A 14,979-nucleotide genomic window follows, 5' to 3' on the forward strand; every position below is an offset into this window, starting at 1 on the left:
TCCCTTCGAAAAGAGGGTGTTCGCCGGGCCTTATCTCCGGTAGCCGATGTCCTGGAAGCGGGGGGTGGCGAAGCCGAAGGCGCCGACGTTGGCGAGCGACTTCTTGGTGGCCACCAGCTCGGGCCGCTGGTAGAGCGGGACCGAACCGGCGGCCGCCCAGATCCGGGCGTCGGCCTGCGCCACGAGCGTGCGCGCCGCGTCCTCGTCCAGTTCGGAGGCGGCCTGGTCGAAGAGCTGGTCGATGTGGTCGGTGCCGACCCGGGTGTAGTTCTGCTCGACGGTCAGCGAGCCGTCCGGTGCGGGCTGCGGCTTGGCGTAGATCGGCCGCGCGTCGGTGGCCGGGTAGGCGGTGCCGGGCCAGGAGTACAGCGCCAGGTCGTAGTCGCCGGAGGCCACGTGGTCCTGGAAGTAGCTGGCGTCGGAGACCCGCTGGAGGGAGGTCTGCACGCCGATCTTGGCGAGCATCGCGGCGATCCGGCCGCCCACGGTGCGCAGCTGCTCGGAGGCCGCACCGTCGGGGAGCACGAAGCGCAGCGTGAGCGGCTTGCCGTCCTTCTTGACGGCGGGCACCCGGGCGGCCTTGCCACCGGCCGGGGAGGCGGCGCTGAGCGGGGCGTCGTAGGAGCGCGGGACGGCGGCGGGCCGGGCGCCCGGGTGGCCGCCGGAACCCGGCAGGTCGGGGGCCTGTCCGGTCTCGATCACCTCGGCGGCGCTCAGCGCCTGGGCGGCGCGCTTCTTGTACCGCTTGTACTTGGCGTAGGCGTCGGAGGCGGTGTCGCCGTCGGCGTCCGCCTTCTCGTCGGCGGCCGCATCCTTGTAGAAGGCGGCGCTCTGCCGCAGCAGGGCGGCCTGCTGGACCTCGGAGCCGACCGCGCCGGTGAAGGACAGCGGGGCCTCGGCGGCGGCCGGCCGGGCACCCTTCCCGTGGTCGCCCTTGGCGGGGCCGACGGCCTGGGCGGGGACGGGCCGGCCGGGGTTGCGGCCGTCGGCGGCACCGTCGGCGTCCGGGTCGTAGCCGCCCTCGTCGTCGCCGTACCCGTCGTCCGGGCGGTCGTCGGTGCGCTCGCCCTCGTCCTCGTCGCCGTAGTCGCGGGCGCCGAGCCAGCCGCCGGGCGCGGGGGCGCCGGCCTTCTCGCCGGCCTGCTGGCGGCCGGCGCCGTCGGGCTTCCAGCCGGCGTCGGCGAGCAGCGCCTTGGCGGCGCCGGCGTCCTGGTCGCCGAGCGCATCGCTGTGGTCCTCGTAGCCGGGCTGCCCGGCCATCAGCAGATGGCTGCCGAGCGGCTTGGACGGCAGGCCGAGCGGCTTGAGGACGGTGTCGGCGAGGGCCTGCCGGTCGATGGCGCGGGCCACCGCGCGACGCACCCGGTCGTCGGCCAGCGGGCCGCTGCTGCCGTTGAGGGCGAGCTGGGTGTAGGCGGGTTCCAGGGCCTTGTGGATGACGTAGCGGCGCAGCGCCGTGCTCCCGGCGGCGGTCTTGGTGCCGGAGCCGGCCGCCCGGCCGGGCTGCGGGCCCGCGTTGCCGGCGTTCCCGGCCGCCTCGACCCGCTTGGCGGCGGTCCGGTCGACGGCGGCGACGTCGATGGAGCCGTCGGCCAGCGCCGCGGCCCGCTTGTCCGCGGGCAGCGCCTGCAGCACGATCTTCTGCAGCTTGGCGCGGGCGCCCCACCACGAGGGATTGCGGACCAGGACCACCCGCCCCTCGTCGGCGTCCCGCTTCTGCACCAGGAACGGGCCTGCGCCGACCCTGAGCCGCTCGCGCACCCCGTCGTTGAAGGCGTCGGGGCTGCCCATCACGCTCCGGGGATAGAGCGGGGTGAACAGCGAGCGCCAGTCGGCGTAGGGCCGGGCGAAGGTGACCTTGACCTCGTGGGCGCCGGCGCCCTGTTCGACCTTGCCGATCCGGTCGTAGCCGGCGTTGCGGGCGGTCCAGAACGCGTTGTCCTTGCCGCGCAGCGCGGTCCACTGGGCGATGAAGTCCGCGGCGGTGATCGGCTTCCCGTCGCTCCACCGCGCCTTGGGGTTGATCTTGTACGTGACGACCTGCTTGGGGTCGCGGGCGCTGACGTCGGCGGCGTCGAGGTAGTCGGCGTTGCGCTGCGGGGTGCCGTCGGCGTCGACGGTGAACATGCTGGGCAGCACCGCGCCGGCGATCCGGGCGGTGGTGGCGTCGGCGTCGGCCTGGAAGGCGTTGAAGGTGCCGGGCATGGCGTCGACGGCCCAGCGCAGGGTGCCGCCGTCCTTGAGGTCGCCGCGCGCCGCCGGGGCGATGTCCTGGGACGCCTCGGCGGCCGCCTCCCGGTCGTCGGTGCTGCATCCGGCCAGGGCCGGCAGGGGGAGCAGCACCCCCGCCGCGACGAGCGCGGCGCAGCGGCGTCTGCGGCCCGCCGAGCGGCGGCCTGAGGGGTGGTCGTGGTCGGTCATGACGGTTACCTCCGGGCTCGCCCGCGCCGCGCCGAGCACCGCGCTGGTGCCGGACCGGCGCACCACGTTCGGCCGACTTTGCGGCTCATCACATCTATGGCATCCCTACTGAAGGCGACCGGAGACGGCCCGGCATCCCGACACGGCGACTGCCGCCGGAAGGCCACCCGCCCGGCCCAACATCGGGCCCGTACGGCGGAGTGGGGGCCGGCGCACGAGGGGGGCGCACGGGGAGCCGCATCCGCCGTTTCTCGCAATGGCGTTCGACCCCCGCCGCGGCGCATGGGTTCCGAAACGCACCGGTTCGAGTCGTAATCGCGTGGGACCCCTTCCCAAGCCCTACTGTGACGCGCGACACTCTCGGGCGCATGAGATCGCCCAGCACCCCTTCAAAAGTGAGGGCACGTTATGTCCCTTCAGGACGAATTGACGGCGGTTGAACGCAGCCTGGCCGACCTGGTCCGGTCGGTGGGCAGGCTCGAAGTACGGCTCGGTGGCGGCCTGGACATCCGCCGGGTCCGGAGCGACACCGACCACCTGCGGCAGAGCGTCGCCCTGCTCAAGCAGAGCGCGTCCTGCGGACCGGCCGCCCGCGGGCAGGCCGTGGAGACCGAAATGGTCACGATCTCCGATGCGCCCTACAACTCCGCGCTGTGGGCCGGCGCCGACGACGAGGGGCTCGGGTCGAGACACGGGCACGCGCCCTGAGGACCGGGGCACGCCGGGGACCTCCCCCGCCCGGTCACGCCCCCGCCCGCCCCTCATCCCGCCCCCGCCGCGCCCCGACGGAGCGCCCTTCACGGAGACCGACGTTGGCCACTGGCACCGAACCCACCTCACCCACGGGCACGAACGGCGTGCACATCCCGTCGCGCGCCGCCATCCCGGCCCGCCACCTGCGGACCGACCGCTGGTGGCTGGCACCGGCCGCCACCGCCGCCGGGCTGCTCGCGTTCATCGTCTACTCGACCTGGCGGGCGTTCGCGAACGCCGACTACTACAGCGCGCCCTACGTCTCGCCGTTCTACTCGCCGTGCCTGGCGGAGAACTGCCACACCATGCGCGGCGGGCCCAACTGGGAGATCTTCGGCAGCTGGTGGGGCCTGTCCCCCGCGCTGCTGATCCTGATCTTCCCGCTGGGCTTCCGGCTCACCTGCTACTACTACCGCAAGGCCTACTACCGCGGCTTCTGGGCCTCGCCGCCGGCCTGCGCGGTCGCCGAACCGCACAAGAAGTACACCGGTGAGACCCGCTTCCCGCTGATCCTGCAGAACATCCACCGCTACTTCTTCTACTTCGCGGTGCTGGTGGCCGGCGTACTGACCTACGACACCGTGCTCACCTTCCGCGACGAGCACTACGCCTGGGGCCACATGGGCCTGGGCACCCTGGTGTTCCTCGCCAACATCGTGCTGATCTGGGCGTACACCCTCTCCTGCCACTCCTGCCGGCACATCGTCGGCGGCCGGCTGCGGCACTTCTCGAAGCACCCGGTGCGCTACCGGCTCTGGGGCTGGATCGGCAAGCTCAACGAGCGGCACATGCTGCTCGCCTGGTCGTCGCTGGTCAGCGTGGCGCTGGCGGACTTCTACGTCTTCCTGCTGGCCAGCGGGGCGTTCGCGGACCCGCGCTTCTTCTGACGCGGCGCCCCTCGGCCGCGGCGTTCCCCCTCCCCTCAACAACTCCTGTTCCTACGACAGTTCTCCAAGGAAGGTTGTGCCCCCCGATGGCGCATGTGGACCGGCAGACATGGGACGTGGTCGTGGTGGGCGCGGGCGGCGCCGGACTGCGCGCCGCCATCGAGGCCCGCGAGGCAGGCATGCGGACGGCCGTGATCTGCAAGTCCCTGTTCGGCAAGGCCCATACGGTGATGGCCGAGGGCGGTATCGCGGCCAGCATGGGCAACGCCAACGAGCACGACAACTGGCAGGTCCACTTCCGCGACACCATGCGCGGCGGGAAGTTCCTCAACCACTGGCGGATGGCCGAGCTGCACGCCCGGGAGGCGCCGGACCGGGTCTGGGAACTGGAGACCTGGGGCGCGCTGTTCGACCGTACGCCGGACGGCCGGATCTCCCAGCGCAACTTCGGCGGCCATGAGTACCCGCGGCTGGCGCACGTCGGCGACCGTACCGGCCTGGAACTGATCCGCACCCTCCAGCAGAAGATCGTCGCGCTGCAGCAGGAGGACGAGAAGGCGTTCGGCGCGTACGACGCCCGGTTGAAGGTCTTCCAGGAGTGCACGGTCACCCGGGTCCTCAAGACCGACGGCAGGGTGTCCGGCACCTTCTGCTATGAGCGGGAGTCCGGCCGGTTCTTCGTGCTGGAGGCGCCCGCGGTGGTGCTGGCCACCGGCGGCATCGGCAAGTCCTTCAAGGTGACGTCGAACTCCTGGGAGTACACCGGCGACGGGCACGCGCTGGCGCTGCTGGCCGGGGCGCCGCTGATCAACATGGAGTTCGTGCAGTTCCACCCCACGGGGATGGTCTGGCCGCCTTCCGTGAAGGGCATCCTGGTCACGGAGTCGGTGCGCGGTGACGGCGGGGTGCTGCGCAACAGCGACGGCAAGCGCTTCATGTTCGACTACATCCCGGACGTCTTCAAGGAGAAGTACGCCGAGACCGAGGACGAGGGCGACCGCTGGTACGAGGACCCGGACCACAACCGCCGCCCGCCCGAACTGCTGCCCCGCGACGAGGTCGCCCGGGCCATCAACGCCGAGGTCAAGGCGGGCCGCGGCTCCCCGCACGGCGGCGTCTTCCTGGACGTCTCGACCCGGATGCCGGCCGAGGTGATCAAGCGCCGGCTGCCGTCGATGCACCACCAGTTCAAGGAGCTGGCGGACGTCGACATCACGGCCGAGCCGATGGAGGTCGGGCCGACCTGCCACTACGTGATGGGCGGGGTGGACGTGGACCCGGACACCGCGGCGGCGACCGGCGTCCCGGGCCTGTTCGCCGCCGGTGAGGTGGCCGGCGGCATGCACGGCTCCAACCGCCTGGGCGGCAACTCCCTCTCCGACCTGCTGGTCTTCGGCCGCCGGGCGGGTCTGTACGCGGCCGAGTACGTGAGCGGGCTGACCGCGCGGCCGGCGGCCGATCCGCTGCAGATCGACACCGCGGAGGCGGAGGCGCTCCGTCCGTTCAGCGCCGAGGACGCCGGAGGGAACGGCGCCGGGGACCGGGGCCCGGCGGAGAACCCGTACACCCTGCACCAGGAGCTCCAGCAGGCGATGAACGACCTGGTCGGCATCATCCGCAAGGAGAGCGAGATGTTCGAGGCGCTCAAGCGGCTGGCCGATCTGCGGGTGCGGGCCCGGCGGGCGGGCGTCGAGGGCCACCGGCAGTACAACCCGGGCTGGCACCTGGCCATCGACCTGCGGAACATGCTGCTGGTCAGCGAGTGCGTGGCGCGGGCGGCGCTGGAGCGCGAGGAGAGCCGCGGCGGGCACACCCGCGACGACCACCCGGCGATGGACCGGAGCTGGCGCAACATCAACCTCGTCTGCGAACTGGCCGATCCGCAGGGCGACGCCCGGGCCGCGGACCCGTCCCTGGGCCAGATCCGGCTGTCCCGGCGGGAGACCCCGCCGATCCGCCGCGACCTGCTGGAGCTGTTCGAGAAGGACGAGCTGGCGAAGTACCTGACCGACGAGGAGCTGACCCGGTGACCGAGCAGCAGGCAGCGCAGCACGTGGCGGAGCAGCCGGGGGCGTCCGGCGCCTACCAGGCGCACTTCCGGGTGTGGCGGGGTGACACGGACGGCGGGGACCTCGCGGACTTCACGGTCGAGGTCCACGAGGGCGAGGTGGTGCTCGACATCATCCACCGGCTGCAGGCCACCCAGGCCCCGGACCTCGCGGTCCGCTGGAACTGCAAGGCGGGCAAGTGCGGGTCGTGCAGCGCGGAGATCAACGGCCGGCCGCGGCTGATGTGCATGACCCGGATGTCGGTGTTCGACCGTACGGAGACGATCACGGTGACGCCGATGCGGGCGTTCCCGGTGGTGCGGGACCTGGTCACCGATGTGTCCTTCAACTACGCCAAGGCCCGGGAGGTCCCGGCGTTCGTGCCGCCGCCGGAGCTGGGGGCGGGCGAGTACCGCATGCAGCAGGAGGACGTGGGGCGCTCGCAGGAGTTCCGCAAGTGCATCGAGTGCTTCCTGTGCCAGGACACCTGCCATGTGGTCCGTGACCACGAGGAGAACAAGGCGGCGTTCGCCGGCCCGCGGTTCCTGATGCGGATCGCCGAGCTGGACATGCATCCGCTGGACGCGGCGCCGCAGGCGGGGATCGACCGCAAGCGCACCGCGCAGGACGACCACGGGCTGGGCTACTGCAACATCACCAAGTGCTGCACCGAGGTCTGCCCCGAGCACATCAAGATCACCGACAATGCGCTGATCCCGCTCAAGGAACGCGCCGCGGACCGGAAGTACGACCCGCTGGTGTGGCTCGGCAACAAGATCCGGCGCCGCACCACGGAATGACCGCGGCGCCGGACGGTTCGACGTGACGTACGGGGCGGCCTGAGGGGCGCGGCGCGGCCCCTTACGGGTTGCCCCGTAAGGGATCGATGGGCCCCCGGTTCGAACCAGGGTAGGCCGTCCCCCCAGCCCCCGCCCGAGCCTGTGGACAACCGCCCCGGACCGCCCGGCCCGCCCCGGCCCCGGGCCGCCCCGCCCCGGCCCCTGTCCTTGGCCCCTGGCCCGTCCCCTGTCCCCGGCCCCGGGCCCCCGGCCCAGCCCCCGGCGGGGCCCCCGGCGGGGCCTACGCCCTCAGAAGAGGCTCAGCAGGGCCTCGGTCGGGTCGGGCGTCGTGGAGTCGCCGTCCGGGAGGGCGAGTTCGAACCAGACCGTCTTGCCGCGGGGCGTACGGCGGCTGCCCCAGCCCTCGCTCAGCAGGCCGACCAGCTGCAGTCCGCGGCCGCCCTCGTCGGTGTCGCGGGCGCGGCGGCGGCGCGGCTGGGCGAGGTCGGCGTCCCAGACCTCGCAGACCAGTGTGCGGTCCAGCAGCAGCCGCAGCCGGATCTCGCCGTGGCCGTGCCGGAGCGCATTGGTCACCAGCTCGCTGACCAGCAGTTCCGTGGTGTCGACCAGGCCCTGCAGGCCCCAGTCCGTCAGCTGGTCGCGGGCCAGCTCGCGGGCCCGGGCCACCGAGCGGGCCTCCGGCGCGAGGTTCCAGTCGCCCACCGCGTCCTTGGGCAGCCCGTGCACCCGCGCCATCAGGAGCGCGATGTCGTCCTCGCCGTGCGAGGTGTCCAGGGCGCTGAGCACGTGGTCGCAGGCGTCCTCCAGCGGGCGGTCGGCGCCCGACAGAGCCCGGCGGAACGCCTGCAGGCCCTCGTCCAGCGGGTGTTCGCGGGATTCGACCAGTCCGTCGGTGTACAGCGCGAGCAGCGCCCCGTCCGGCAGATCGACCTCGATCTCCTCGAACGGTTCGCCACCCACCCCCAGCGGCATCCCCGGCGGTACGTCGAGCAGCAGCGCGTCCTCGCCCTCCTCGACGAGCACCGGCGGCAGGTGCCCGGCGTTGGCGAACGTGGCGCGCCGGGTGACCGGGTCGTAGACGGCGTAGACGCAGGTGGCGAGGTAGACCTCGGAGAGATCGGCGGTACGGGCGGAGCGGCTCGGCTCGGCGGCGGAACCGGCGGAACCGGCGGAGCCCGAGCGGCCACGCGGACCGCGGCCCTTGGTGCGTCCGTCGCCGCTGCCGCCGAGCCCGCGGGCGATCTCGTCCAGCGCGGAGAGCACCTCGGCCGGTTCGAGGTCCAGCAGAGCCAGGGTTCGTACGGCGGTGCGCAGTTCGCCCATCGCCACGGCGGCGCGCAGCCCGCGGCCCATGACGTCGCCGACGACCAACGCGGTGCGGTGGCCGGGGAGTTCGATGACGTCGAACCAGTCGCCGCCGACCTCGGTGGCGGTGGTGCCGGGCAGGTAGCGGCAGGCGATGTCGAGGCCGGCCGCCTCGGGGTCGCCCGGCGGCAGCAGGCTGCGCTGCAGTATCAGGGCGCGTTCGTGTTCGCGGCGGTAGAGGCGGGCGTTGTCGATGCAGACCGCGGCGCGCGCGGCGAGTTCGACGGCGAGCGCGGTGTCGCGTTCGCCGAACGGCTCGCTGCCCTTCGTACGGGAGAACTGCACCAGCCCGACGACGGTGTCGCGGGCGACCATCGGGACGGCGAGGGTGGAGTGCACCACGGCGCCGAGCTCCGGCCCGTCGTCGCTCTCCCGGTTGGGGATGATCTGCGCCTGGGCGGTCCGCAGGGCGCCGGCACAGGGGGAGTTGAACGGGTAGCGGTGGACGGCGCCGACCGCGACCGGGCCGGGTGCGTCCGGCGGCTCGCAGCAGGGGGCCCCGGCGAGGGGGGCGTCGGAGACGGCGCTGGCGAAGGCGACGCGGCGGAGTTCGGCGCTGCCGTCGCTGGTGCCGGGCGGGGCCTCGTCGCCGGACAGCAGGCCCTGGTACAGGTCCACGGAGGCCAGGTCGCAGAACTGGGGGACGGCGACGTCGAGGAGGGTGCGGGCGGTGGTCTCCAGGTCGAGGGAGTTGCCTATCCGGGCGCCGGCCTCGTTGAGCAGGGCGAGGTTGCGGCGGGCGTTGGCGGCCTCGCGCTCGGCGCGGCGGCGGCCGGTGATATCGGCGGCGAGCGCGGCGACGCCGATGGGGCGGCCGCTGGCGCCGTGCAGCCGGTACAGCGAGACCGACCAGCGGCGGCGTTCTTCCTCGCCGGGCACCCCGCCGACCAGCTGCATTTCGCTGACCGGTTCGCCGGTGTCCAGCACGCGGCGCAGTGCGGCGGTCATCCGCTCCGCCTCGGGGCGGGGCAGGAAGTCGTGCGGGGTGCAGCCGCGGTACTTGCTCGCGGGGCCGCCGAAGACCGTGGCGAACCGTTCGTTGACGCGCAGCAGCTTCAGGTCCGTACCGAACAGGGTGAAGCCGATGGGAGATTGACCGAAAACGGCCTGCGAGGCGGCGAGGTCGGTCTCGATGCCGCGCAGCGCCCGGACGTCGACGACGACGCACACCGCGGCACGTTCGCCCTCCTCGTTGCGGGACGGCATGACGTAGATCTCGGCGAGCCCGTCGGCCGGTCCGTCCTCGTTGCGGCGGTAGGGCACCAGGCCGGTCCATTCCCGGCCGTCGAGGATCTCGGAGACCTTGCGGCGCCCGGTCTCCCGCAACTCGCTCGGTACGAAGGCCGCTACGGGGTCCTTACCGAGGGCGTAGCGGGCGGGGATGCCGAGCATCTGCTCGGCGCGCTCGCTCCACTGGTCGATGCGCCCGTCGGGACCGAGGGAGAAGGAGGCCACCCGGATGTAGTCGTAGATGGATCCGGGGCGGCTGCTCTGCCAGATGGGCGGGCCTTGCGGTTCGCGCGCGTGCGGACGGGCACCTGGGTCGCCGGGGCTGTCCACACCGCCCCGACCATCGGCCTGTGCGGGTTCTGCCCCGCCAGTTGACATCTCGCTCACGAGCCCCGTCCCCTCCAGCTCATCGTGCCCGGACCGGACCAGCCTGAGTATTTCAGCACCTCGGCTATCCGGAACACGGTCTTCACGATCACAGCACAGTCTCGATCGCAGGCCATCGACGGAATGTCGATGAAATGGCAACGATCAGGACCCCACCTGTCTCCTAACCAGCCACCGACAGCTCGAACCACACTGTCTTGCCACTCTTTCCGCGCCGGGTCCCCCAGCGCCGTGAACTGCAGGCGACCAGCTGCAATCCGCGTCCTCCCTCGTCGTCGGGGGCGGCGGTGCGCTCCTGCGGCGGGTCGGGCAGCGGATCGGAGACCTCGACGAGGAGCTCGCCGGCGCTCAGCAGGACCATGCGCACTCCGATCGGGCCGGTGGCATGGCGCAAGGAGTTGGTGACGAGCTCGCTGACGAGGAGTACGGCCATGTCGGCCGCGCCGTTCAGGCCCCAGTCGTTGAGCACCCGGCGGACGACGGTGCGGGCGGTGCGCACGGCGCCCGGGTCGGCCGGGAAGCTCCATTCGGCGATCGGTGAACCGGTGGCCCTGCCGCGCTTGCGGGCGGGGCCGGTGCCGGGTGCCGGGGCGCCTTCCGCTGCGCTGTCGCTCACGCCGATCACATCCCAGCCGAGGCATCCCCGTCGGATTACCCGCATCCAAGGGCTCAATCAGGACATACCCGATATCGGGGGTGGAGTACCGCCTGCGACCGTGCACCGTGGCACAAATGGCGCATATGTCTGCGGTGACGCGGGAGGGGCTGGTGGGCGGGCTCGCGCGCGGCAGAGAGGCCACGCGGTACGCGGGGAGTGCCGGGCGGCGGACGGCCGGGCGCGCGCCCTCACGGGGCCGGGCGGGCACGCCCCCTCACGATGCCGGGCGGGCTCAGCGCCGTACGACCAGGGGGTCGGCCCGCTCGCCACCGTAGGACGGAGGGCTCGGCCCGCTCAGCGCCGTACGGCAGGGGCCCCGGCCTGCTCAGCGCAGGGGCCTCGGCGACCTGCTCAGCGCCGTACGCCCGGCACGCCGGCAGCCGTGATGGCCAGCCGTCGCATCACCTCGGCGACCGCCGGCCGGTCCTGGTCCAGCCAGTCGACCTGGTCTTCCTCCCCGGGCCGCAGCCAGCGCAGCTCGTCGTGGTCCTGCAACGGCTGCGGCGCCCCGGACACCAGCCGCGCCGTCCACACCTGGAGGACGTAGCCGGGCCGCAGCAGCCACTCCCCCGGGATCCGTTCTCCGATCTCGGTCTCGACGCCGAGCTCCTCGCGCAGCTCGCGCTCCAGCGCCCGCTCGGGCGTCTCGCCGTCCTCGACCTTGCCGCCCGGCAGCTCCCAGCGGCCGGCCAGCGCGGGCGGTGCACTGCGCCGGGCGGCCAGCAGCCGTCCGCGTTCGCACACCGCTCCGCCCACCACTACGTGCACCGTCGTCATGCGCGGCAGCCTACGTCCCCCGTCCTCGTCCCGCTTCTGCGCGGCATCCTTCAGGTCGTCGCGCGATCGGCCTTCTCGACCACGTAAAGCCGCTGGTTGCCCCGGGTGTCGAGCCGTTCGGCCACCCGCTCCGCCTCCGCTCGGGTGGCATAACGGCCCACGCGATACCGGTTGCCGCCTTCGTCCTGGCGGATGACGAGCCAGGGCAGCACGGCTCCGTTGTCGGTCATTGCGCCCCTCCGTCCGCCGTACAGCGCGCCGCGACGCGCCCCTCGTCTGCTGATGCCGAAATCGCAATCCGCATATGCCCGAGCGTACGCCCGACCTTTACTCACCGGATATGGATTTACACAAAGAGATACTGAACCGGCCACCCGCGGGCCCCGGCGTTCCGGAGGCGGCCTGCGAGTGGCCGGTGCGGCCCGAAGGGCTCGGGCAGGTGTGGTGGTGGGGAGGGAGGGCGACCCGACGGGGACACCCTGAGGGGACTCTTACGCCCCCACGGACGCCTTGGCGCCCTCGGCCTCTCCCGCCTCGTCCGCCGCACTGTTCTCGTCCGCGGCGGCGAGCTCGTCCTCGACCTTCACGAGGGAGGGGTTGCGCCAGGAGCTGCGCACGCCCCAGTAGTAGAAGGCGAGCGCGATCACGGCGACCAGGAGGATGTCCCAGCCCTCGGGGAGGTAGCCCTTCCCGCCGAAGTCCTTGCCGCCCAGGTACGAGACGGCGGCCATGACCAGCAGGTACGCCACCATCCAGGCGCCGGCCTTCAGGTGCGGGACCAGCGCGGCCCACGGCTTGCGGCCCTGGGTGAGCGGCTTGCCGATCTCGTACCAGGCCCAGACGGGCAGGCCGACGGCCATGATCAGGATGACCTTGCCGGTCAGCGGCCAGCGGCCCCAGTACAGGACCAGCGAGCCGAAGATCATCGCGATCGGCGCGACGACCGGCATGGCGCGCAGCTTGACCGGGCGCTTGAGGTCCGGCGACAGCCGACGCAGCGACATCACGGCGACCGGGCCGGTGATGTACGAGATGACCGTGGCGACCGAGACGATCTCGGCCAGCGAACCCCAGCCGCGGAAGACCGCGAGGAAGAGGAACGCGATCACGAGGTTGAGCAGCAGTGCCGGGCGCGGCACGCCGGTCTTCTTGTCCACCTTGCCGAAGACACCCGGCAGGTGGCCGTTCTCCTGCACGCCGTGGATCATGCGCGAGGTGGTGGCGGCGTAGATCATGCCGGTACCGGACGGCGAGACGAAGGCGTCCGCGTAGAGCAGCAGCGCGAGCCAGTTCAGGCCCCAGGCCACGGCGAGGTCGGCGAGCGGCGAGTTGAAGCCGAGGCCGGCCCAGCCGCCGCTGGCGCCCAGCTTGTCGCCGGGGACCGCCATCAGGAACGCGACCTGCAGCGCCACGTAGATGACCAGCGCGATGATGATCGACGAGACGACGGCCTTGGGCAGCGACTTGCCGGGGTTACGGGCCTCGGCGGCGAGGTTCAGCGGGGACTGGAAGCCGTTGTAGGCCCAGACGATGCCGGAGACGGCGACGGCGGTGAAGACCGAGCTCCAGCCGTTGGGGGTGAAGCCGCCGTGGTGCGCGATGTTGCTGGTGTCGAAGTGCGCCAGCATCAGGGCACTGGCGGTCAGCACCGGGACGACGACCTTGAAGACCGTGATCGCGGTGTTGGTCTTCGCGAACAGCGAGATCGCGAACCAGTTGAGGAAGAAGTAGAAGATCAGCAGGATGCTGGCGAGCCCGACGCCGGTGCCGGTCAGCTCCTTGCCGTCGTAGAGCGCGTGCGCCCAGCCGAAGTCCCACGAGCTCATGTACTGGACGGAGGCGGTGGCTTCGCCGGGAATGACCGAAACGATGGCTATCCAGTTCGCCCACGCGGCGAGGTAGCCGGCGAGCGAGCCGTGCGAGTACTGGCCGTAACGGACCATGCCGCCGGCCTTGGGGAACATCGCGCCCAGCTCCGAGTAGGTCAGGGCGATGGTGAGTGCGACCAGCGCGCCGATGATCCAGGCGATGATCGCGGCCGGTCCTGCGATGGCGGCGGCCCGCTCGGCCCCGAAGAGCCAACCGGAGCCGATGATGGACCCGAGACCCGTGGCGGTCAGGGCAATGGTCCCGAGGGACCGACGGTAATGCGAATGCGAACCCTGCTCCGCACCCGGGTTTTTCGTCGTGCTCACGTGCTGGTCTCCTGGTCTTCCCCCGTGCCGTGCACAAACTTCGCCATCGTAAGAGCGAATCCGAAGATCGGATTCCCGCACGCGGCCAAAACAGCCGTCCAGTTGAGCCTGTGTGACGTTTCCAACACCAAGATCCGGCCAACGTTTACGTGAATATGCGGACGAAACGGACAGCGGACTTGAGGCCGAAAGTAACTACGGATCTCGCACAGCATGCGGCTTCGGGTCTTCGGGGCTTCGGGGCTTCGGGGCTTCGGGGCTTCGCAGCTGGACGCGGAACTCTCGGGGCTTCGCGCGGGGAACCGCCGCTTACCGGCAGCTCTACGGCCCGGCGACTCTGCGGATCGACAGCTCTACGACTCATGAGCCAGCGCCCCTACGGGCCGGGCGGGGCCGCCGGTCCCACGAACCCGGCACGCGCCCGCCCAGCCGCCCCCACCGTGCACCCGCCCCTTCGCCCACTCGTCCGGCAGGTGATACGCCACTACTTGACCGGCAGGTGATACGCGACGCGGTAGCGGTCCGCGAGTGTGACGATCTCGGCCGTTTCGACCGGGCGGCCGCCCGCGAAGTACGTCCGCGAGATCACCAGCACCGCATGGCCCGGGACCCCGCCCAGCGCCATGGCCTCCTCGGCCAACGCGGGGCGCGCGCCGACCTCCTCGATGACGTTGTCCACCACGACGTCGATGGCCGCCATCCGCTCGACGACGCCGCGCCCGGCCAGCGGCCCCTCCTCGGGCAGCATCACCGGCGTCCGGCCGGTCACCTCCAGCGGCTCCCAGGACGTCGAGAGCATCGCCGGCTCACCCTCCGCGCGGAAGAGGTAGCGGGTCCGCATCACCCTGCCACCCAGCGGGATCCGCAGCCGGCCGGCCACCACCGAACTGGCCGCCTCCTGCTCGCTGCTGGACTCCCAGGTGCCACGCACCCGCTCGTCCGCCTGCTCCTGCCGGAAGGGCGTACAGCCACCCGCCGCGTGGAACCCGGCCCGAGCGATGCGCCGGGGAACGGGCTGCTCCCGGACGTACGTCCCCGATCCCGAGCGGCCCTCGACGAGCCCCTCCGCCATCAGGACCTTGCGGGCCTCCAGGGCGACGGTGTCCGAGACGCCGTACTCCTCGCGGATCCGAGCCTGGGAGGGGAGGCGGGTATGCGGCGGCAGCACCCCGTCGACGATCTTCTGGCGCAGGTCGCCGGCGACGCGTAGGTACGCGGGCTGCTCACCGAAAGGCACGTGCCCCTCCCAACAGCTTGACAGTCAGCAACAGCGTGGCAACCGCGCGTACTCGACCGCAACCTTGGGCCAGATATTCACCTGTTGTGATGAACCCAGCTCAGCCACCGGTGGGCCGTGCACACCTGCACCGGCATCACGCATCTTCCGTCTCGCCCACACCCCGCGTCACACCCGCACGCGCCACCTCGTCATGTCACGATCGGTCCACAGGCCCCGCA

At 72.1% G+C, this 14,979-nt stretch carries 11 protein-coding genes; 4 read left to right on the plus strand and 7 right to left on the minus strand.

The features are described from left to right. Window positions 1-30: 30 nt before the first annotated feature. Complete coding sequence (locus AB0G35_RS11100) at window positions 31-2,421, minus strand: ABC transporter family substrate-binding protein (protein WP_360947069.1); 2,391 nt, start codon at window positions 2,419-2,421, stop codon at window positions 31-33. Between the two features lie 408 nt (window positions 2,422-2,829). Between AB0G35_RS11100 and AB0G35_RS11105 the strand changes: the two genes are divergently transcribed. From AB0G35_RS11105 to AB0G35_RS11120, 4 genes are all read left to right on the plus strand, one after another. Next, window positions 2,830-3,129 (plus strand): hypothetical protein, encoded by a 300-nt coding sequence (locus AB0G35_RS11105; protein WP_360947071.1) that lies wholly within the window; start codon window positions 2,830-2,832, stop codon window positions 3,127-3,129. 104 nt (window positions 3,130-3,233) lie between these two features. Continuing rightward, a complete protein-coding gene (locus AB0G35_RS11110) occupies window positions 3,234-4,061 on the plus strand; it encodes a hypothetical protein (protein WP_360947073.1) in 828 nt (275 codons plus the stop codon). 86 nt (window positions 4,062-4,147) lie between these two features. After that, the gene (locus AB0G35_RS11115; protein WP_360947075.1) at window positions 4,148-6,091 is read left to right on the plus strand and encodes a fumarate reductase/succinate dehydrogenase flavoprotein subunit; all 1,944 of its coding nucleotides are present in this window, start codon (window positions 4,148-4,150) and stop codon (window positions 6,089-6,091) included. Window positions 6,092-6,114: 23 nt separating this feature from the next. Then, window positions 6,115-6,909, plus strand: coding sequence for a succinate dehydrogenase/fumarate reductase iron-sulfur subunit (locus tag AB0G35_RS11120; protein WP_360947140.1), 795 nt, complete (start codon window positions 6,115-6,117; stop codon window positions 6,907-6,909). Between the two features lie 288 nt (window positions 6,910-7,197). On the opposite strand, the gene AB0G35_RS11125 is transcribed toward AB0G35_RS11120, so the two are convergent. From AB0G35_RS11125 to AB0G35_RS11150, 6 genes are all read right to left on the minus strand, one after another. Next, entirely contained in the window at window positions 7,198-9,882 is a 2,685-nt protein-coding gene (locus AB0G35_RS11125; protein ID WP_360947142.1) for a SpoIIE family protein phosphatase, read from the minus strand. A gap of 172 nt (window positions 9,883-10,054) precedes the next feature. Next, window positions 10,055-10,516: an ATP-binding protein gene (locus AB0G35_RS11130; RefSeq protein WP_360947144.1), complete on the minus strand. Its 462-nt coding sequence runs from the start codon at window positions 10,514-10,516 to the stop codon at window positions 10,055-10,057. Window positions 10,517-10,900: 384 nt separating this feature from the next. After that, the gene (locus AB0G35_RS11135; RefSeq protein ID WP_360947077.1) at window positions 10,901-11,326 is read right to left on the minus strand and encodes a (deoxy)nucleoside triphosphate pyrophosphohydrolase; all 426 of its coding nucleotides are present in this window, start codon (window positions 11,324-11,326) and stop codon (window positions 10,901-10,903) included. Window positions 11,327-11,376: 50 nt separating this feature from the next. Continuing rightward, a complete protein-coding gene (locus AB0G35_RS11140) occupies window positions 11,377-11,556 on the minus strand; it encodes an SPOR domain-containing protein (RefSeq protein ID WP_360947079.1) in 180 nt (59 codons plus the stop codon). Between the two features lie 261 nt (window positions 11,557-11,817). Beyond that, window positions 11,818-13,521, minus strand: a complete 1,704-nt coding sequence (locus tag AB0G35_RS11145) for an APC family permease (RefSeq protein ID WP_360947081.1) — start codon at window positions 13,519-13,521, stop codon at window positions 11,818-11,820. Window positions 13,522-14,005: 484 nt separating this feature from the next. Beyond that, window positions 14,006-14,758, minus strand: a complete 753-nt coding sequence (locus tag AB0G35_RS11150) for a GntR family transcriptional regulator (RefSeq protein ID WP_360947083.1) — start codon at window positions 14,756-14,758, stop codon at window positions 14,006-14,008. Window positions 14,759-14,979: the final 221 nt, after the last annotated feature.

Source organism: Streptomyces sp. NPDC021749 (assembly GCF_040640655.1).
GTDB lineage: Bacteria > Actinomycetota > Actinomycetes > Streptomycetales > Streptomycetaceae > Streptomyces.